At 44.7% G+C, this 5,372-nt stretch carries 6 protein-coding genes; 4 read left to right on the top strand and 2 right to left on the bottom strand.

Going from position 1 to position 5,372, the window contains the following annotated elements:
* From VF500_RS27170 to VF500_RS27155, 4 genes are all read left to right on the top strand, one after another.
* Positions 1–1,125, top strand: a 1,125-nt coding sequence (locus VF500_RS27170; protein ID WP_330862675.1) for a hypothetical protein, incomplete at its 5' end; no start/stop codon positions are given.
* A 9-nt stretch (positions 1,126–1,134) separates the two neighbouring features.
* Positions 1,135–2,034, top strand: a complete 900-nt coding sequence (locus tag VF500_RS27165) for a PKD domain-containing protein (RefSeq protein ID WP_330862674.1) — start codon at positions 1,135–1,137, stop codon at positions 2,032–2,034.
* Between the two features lie 4 nt (positions 2,035–2,038).
* Positions 2,039–3,079 (top strand): family 16 glycosylhydrolase, encoded by a 1,041-nt coding sequence (locus VF500_RS27160; RefSeq protein ID WP_330862673.1) that lies wholly within the window; start codon positions 2,039–2,041, stop codon positions 3,077–3,079.
* A 64-nt stretch (positions 3,080–3,143) separates the two neighbouring features.
* A complete protein-coding gene (locus VF500_RS27155) occupies positions 3,144–4,031 on the top strand; it encodes a glycoside hydrolase family 16 protein (RefSeq protein ID WP_330862672.1) in 888 nt (295 codons plus the stop codon).
* Between the two features lie 295 nt (positions 4,032–4,326).
* On the opposite strand, the gene VF500_RS27150 is transcribed toward VF500_RS27155, so the two are convergent.
* Both VF500_RS27150 and VF500_RS27145 read right to left on the bottom strand, forming a co-directional pair.
* A complete protein-coding gene (locus VF500_RS27150; protein ID WP_330862671.1) occupies positions 4,327–4,731 on the bottom strand; it encodes a VOC family protein in 405 nt (134 codons plus the stop codon).
* Positions 4,732–4,999: 268 nt separating this feature from the next.
* A partial coding sequence (locus VF500_RS27145; protein WP_330862670.1) for a hypothetical protein occupies positions 5,000–5,372 on the bottom strand: 373 nt, incomplete at its 5' end.

Here is a 5,372-nt window from a genome sequence, read left to right as displayed (position 1 = left end):
ACACAACAGGCCGCGGGCACACCGGCGCTTGACCCAACATTTAATTATGACAAAGCTTCTATCTTCTTTGATTTTGGCAACCCGGGCAGCGGTAAGGTGTTTTATGCAGATGACTTCCAACTGGTAGCCGCTCCGCCAACACTGAAACAGATCAACTTACCGGTAACTTTTGACGCAACCGACGTTAACTACGCGGTAACCGATTTCGGTAATAATCAAACTGTTGATGGTGTCGACCCGACCAACGCAGCCAATAAAGTTAAAATTACAACAAAACCCAATGGTGCTCAAACATGGGCCGGTACAACTATTGGTACCCCAATCGGCTTTTCAGCCAAAGTACCGCTTACGGCTACTTCTACCAAAATGAGTGTAAGGGTTTATTCACCGGCTGTGGGCATCGATATCAAATTAAAGATTGAAGATCATAACAATGCTGCAAAATCTGTTGAAACCGATGTGCTGACCACCAAGGCCAATGCCTGGGAAACACTGACCTTTGATTTTACTAAAAACTCAACCGGTACACCTGCGCTTGACCTGTCAGTAAATTATGACAAAGCGTCTCTCTTCTTCGATTTTAACGTTGCTGGAAATGGCAAAAAGTTTTATTGGGATGATGTAATGTTCATAGCACCCGATCCATCGTCAAGTGTTTTAGGCTTGCCGCTTACTTTTGAGTCATCGGCAGTAACTTATGCCTTTACCGATTTCGCGGGCGGTGCTGTGTCTATAGTAAATAATCCTCATGCTATAGGTATCAATACCAGCAGTAAGGTTGGCCAGATGATCAAATACAACGGCGAAACTTACGGCGGCAGCTTTATAACGCTGGATAACCCGATAGATTTTTCGACAAAGAAAACCTTTAAAATGAAAGTGTATTCGCCGCGTGTAGGGGCCAAGGTGTTGCTGAAAGTAGAAAACCTGACCGATGGTAATACCAACTATCAGCAGGAAGTAGCAACTACAACAGCCAATGCCTGGGAGGAACTCACCTTTGATTACAGTGCTATCAATACAGCAAAATCATACCAAAAAGTGGTGCTGATATTTGATAACGGCACCAAGGGCGATGGATCTGCCAATTATACTTTCCTGTTTGATGATATCACACTTAATTAATAACAGATCATGAAAATCAACATAAAAGCAATAGCGATCATTATCATAGCAGCTGTTATTGGTTATACCAGCTGTAAAAAGCCCCAATACTCGTTTGGTCCGCTAAATACCCCCACCGATCTGACGCTCAATGCAGCTATCGACGGTAAAAACGATGCCAACCCAGCAGGTGGTGGTACCGGTAAAGTGACCATTACCACTACGGCCAGTAAGGCTATCAGTTACAAGATAGATTTTGGCGATGGCAATACACAAATTGTACCGTCCGGTACTATTACTTACAAGTATAGCAATCCCGGTACGTTTGATTATACCATAACCGTAAACGCAATAGGTACGGGAGGTACAACATCCACTATCAGTAAAAAGATAAGCGTGTTTGTAGCATTTGATATCCCTGCCGAGATCCTTCAGAACCTGACCAATGGCTCATCACAAACATGGGTTACCGCCAGGACAACACCAGGCCACGTAGGTGTTGGCCCCGCCGATGGATTTACGCCATCTTACTATGCGGCGGCCCCTAATGAGCGTGCTGAGTGTTTATATGATGATGAGATCACCTTTACCAAAAACGCCAACAATACTGTGAGCATGAGCATCAATAATAAGGGGCAATCATTTTTTATCGCTGCGGCTACAGCATTTTATGGCAAAGCAGGTGGTGATAATTGCTATGATATTGATGTATCGGGTACCCGTAACTTAACCTTTATGGATGCTACATCGGCTTCAACATCTGCTAATTCAACCCGCATCCAGTTTGTTGTGCCTGGTAACGGATTGATCAATTTTGGCACTGGCGGCAATACTTACGAGATACTGTCACTTACTTCAACCCAGATCTCTTTACGTAACATCGGTATCGACGGGCTTGCCTGGTATCAGATATTAAAAGTTAAACAATAATCATATGAAAAATTTACGCATATCTCTATTCATAATGCTGGTATCGTTTCTTTTTGCCGCTTGCGGCAAAAAGAACGAAGGTCTGGGTTCGGTTGGAACGCCACCCACCGGGCTTACTCTTAAAGCCGTGGTAAGTACCGACGGCAGCGGTAATGTGGCTTTTACCGCAACTGCAACCAATGCTGTAAGCTATGAGTTTGATTTCGGCAACGGCAGTTTCCAAAACTCAACAAACGGCACACTAACCTATAAATACCCCGCCGAAGGGACTTTTACTGCTAAGGTTACAGCTAAAAGCAGCACAGGACATACTGCTACAAAATCGTTGGCGGTAACTATATCATTCGCAACAAGCGGCCCGACACCTACCTGGTCGGAAGAGTTTAATACTGACGGGGCTCCAAACCCTGCTGTATGGGGTTATGATCTTGGTGCCGGTGGCTGGGGTAATAACGAACTGGAATATTATACCGACAGGTCAACAAACGTTATTGTATCCGGCGGAACGTTGAAGATCAACCTGAAAAAAGAAGACTACATGGGCAGCGCTTATACATCAGCAAGGTTAAAGTCGGATCAGAAGTTTGCCTTTAAGTATGGCCGTCTTGAAATAAGGGCTAAGTTACCTGCTGGTGGCGGTACCTGGCCGGCCATATGGATGCTGGGCAGTAATTATGCTACTTCGCCATGGCCGGCTTGCGGGGAGATCGACATTATGGAACATGTGGGCAACCAGTTAAATAAGATCTTCGGTACGCTGCATTATCCGGGGCATTCGGGTGCTAACGGAAATGGCGCTAACACAACCATTTCAACCGCTACTACCGAGTTTCACGTGTACGCTGTTGATTGGTCGGCAACATCCATTAAGATCTCTGTTGATGGTACGGTATTCCAAACAGTTGCCAATGACAGCAGTTTGCCATTCAATCAAAACTTCTTCATTATCCTTAATGTGGCCATGGGCGGCAATTTTGGTGGTGCGGTTGATCCGGCAGTGACGGGAGGTACTATGGAAATAGATTATATCAGATTGTATCAGTAAATTAATTAGCCGGTGGCCGGTTTGTTCAACATATACCGGCCACTCATTGAACCAAATAATAATTATGAATTTTAAAAAATACAGATACAAGCTGCCTGTTGGCCTGCTATTTGGCGTCGTATTGCTATCAGCCTGCTCATCTACAAAAAGTACGGTAACTACGGGCTCAACGGGGAAAGTTGTTTTTTACGATGATTTTAACCAGGACAAGATCGACCGCTCCAAATGGAATTTCGAGATAACCGGGATGCATTTTAACGACGAGCTGCAAGCTTATGTCGATACCCCGTCTACCGCTTTCATCGCACACGGTGCAGATGCCGAAGGCGCAGATGGAGGTGCACTGGTGATCCGGCCGCAATCAGCTCCGGGTTTTGTTACGAAGGATGGTCAGCATTTTGATTTTATATCGAGCAGAATGACCACGCAAAACAAATTTCAGTTCACTTACGGTACTGCCGAAGCTCGTATTAAACTGACAGATGGTGCCGGTCTATGGCCTGCCTGGTGGCTGCTGGGTACCGGTAATTGGCCTTTAACCGGCGAAACCGATATTATGGAATACATTGGTGAAAAAGACTGGGTGAGCGCTGCCGTACATGGCCCCGGTTATAGCGGTGAAACCCCCTTTGTAAACCGTCAGTATTTTGATGCTGGTAAGGACGTAACCCACTGGCATACCTACGCGGTGGACTGGACGCCCGATGAGCTTGATTTTAAATATGATGGAAAGCTCATGTTCCGGGTAACCAAAACAATGGCCCAGCATTATGGCAAGTGGGCTTTTGATAACCAACAGTATCTCATCCTCAACTTTGCATTAGGCGGTGGCTACCCGGTAAAGATCAACGGGGTAAAACAGCCTTACGGTTTACCGCAATCCACAGTTGAACTTGTTAAAAATGGCCACGCCAAAATGCTGGTTGACTGGGTAAGGGTTACTCAAAGATAATTTTGCGTAGCCGGTAACTAAGCAATTAATTGAACAAAGGATTAAAAAGATCCCTTCTTGAGAGGGAGCGCGTAGGAACGAGTGGTAGCAGGGGTGTGTTTCTGCTATAAGGTTATCAAAGCAGAAACACACCCCTCCACCCCTCAAGAGAGGAATCGCACAATCCCGCGTTAAGTTAACGGCTATGGCGTCTTTTACTTGAATTATTACGCAGTATACGTCCACGCTTACCTTTTGTTGTTGTTAGGTGAGCGTGGACGCATTAACAGGTTTGATGCAAAATATAAAGTACGATTTATCCCGCCTCGTTCTCCTGATCTGAGTCATCTGCGGCTTCCCAAAGTTCAATGACATTCCCTTCCGGATCAAGTATATGGACAAATTTGCCGTAGTCATACTCCGCAATCTCATCAACAATGGTCACGTTGCTCTTTTTTAGTTCATCAACCAGTGCAACAATATCTTCCACCAGGTAATTGATCATAAATGGCTTAGTCGAGGGATTGAAATATTTGGTATCCTGCGGAAATGTGCACCATGCCGTTGTCCCTTTTTTCGACGGATCATCGGCCTGTCGCCAATCAAATGCTACTCCGTACTCACTGGTAGGCAATCCAAGGTTTTTAGCGTACCATTCGTTCATCTCCTGCGGATTATCGCATTTAAAAAATACGCCGCCAAGCCCCGTTACTTTTTTCATGTTAAATGTGTTATACGATTAAGAATTGATATAAAATGGAAGAAAAGGATATGCGCTGTATTGATAATTCAATATTTCTTTCTGCACAACCTTCAGGGCAATTTCCAGCTATTTCAGGACATTACCAAATCTGTAATTGATTAAATATTAAAAATTAATAGCTGGTAAACAGGTACAGAAGTTCTGAAGAAACAAGAAAAAATGCCTGCCCGTAAAAAACAGGCAGGCCCCAGACAGTTAATATATAATAAGTATCGGCAGGTACAATTTACATTGCAGGGGTAAGTCCCTTACGCTGGCTCTTCAGTTTAATTGCCTGGTATATCATACCTGCTACAAATAATACCAACATGATCAAAAGCCCCATTTTTACTACGGGCGAATCAGGGCCGTCGGCTACAGGTTGTTCAACAGGGAGCCTTGTGAGCGTTTCAACAACAGCAGGTACCAATGAAAAGAATAGCGTGGCTGTCATACCTATGGTTTGTACATAATCTGCCTTTCCACCAAAAATGCGCAGGGAAGGGGCGTAGTAAACTATAGGCAGCAATATTAAAATAAGGAATGAAAGGTTGTGGGCGCTGCTCAGGTGACCTGTTTTCATGACCAGGAATGATGATAAACAGGCCAGCACGGTGAAG

The sequence above is a fragment of the Mucilaginibacter sp. genome (assembly GCF_036383575.1).
Classification (GTDB): domain Bacteria; phylum Bacteroidota; class Bacteroidia; order Sphingobacteriales; family Sphingobacteriaceae; genus Mucilaginibacter.
The sequence above is the reverse complement of the archived record's forward strand: the minus strand, read 5'-3'. Positions and strand labels throughout refer to the sequence as shown.

Coding starts and splice junctions, on each gene's coding strand:
- VF500_RS27165 (WP_330862674.1), top strand. CDS start 1,135: ATGAAAATCAACATAAAAGCAATAGCGATCATTATCATAGCAGCTGTT.
- VF500_RS27160 (WP_330862673.1), top strand. CDS start 2,039: ATGAAAAATTTACGCATATCTCTATTCATAATGCTGGTATCGTTTCTT.
- VF500_RS27155 (WP_330862672.1), top strand. CDS start 3,144: ATGAATTTTAAAAAATACAGATACAAGCTGCCTGTTGGCCTGCTATTT.
- VF500_RS27150 (WP_330862671.1), bottom strand. CDS start 4,731: ATGAAAAAAGTAACGGGGCTTGGCGGCGTATTTTTTAAATGCGATAAT.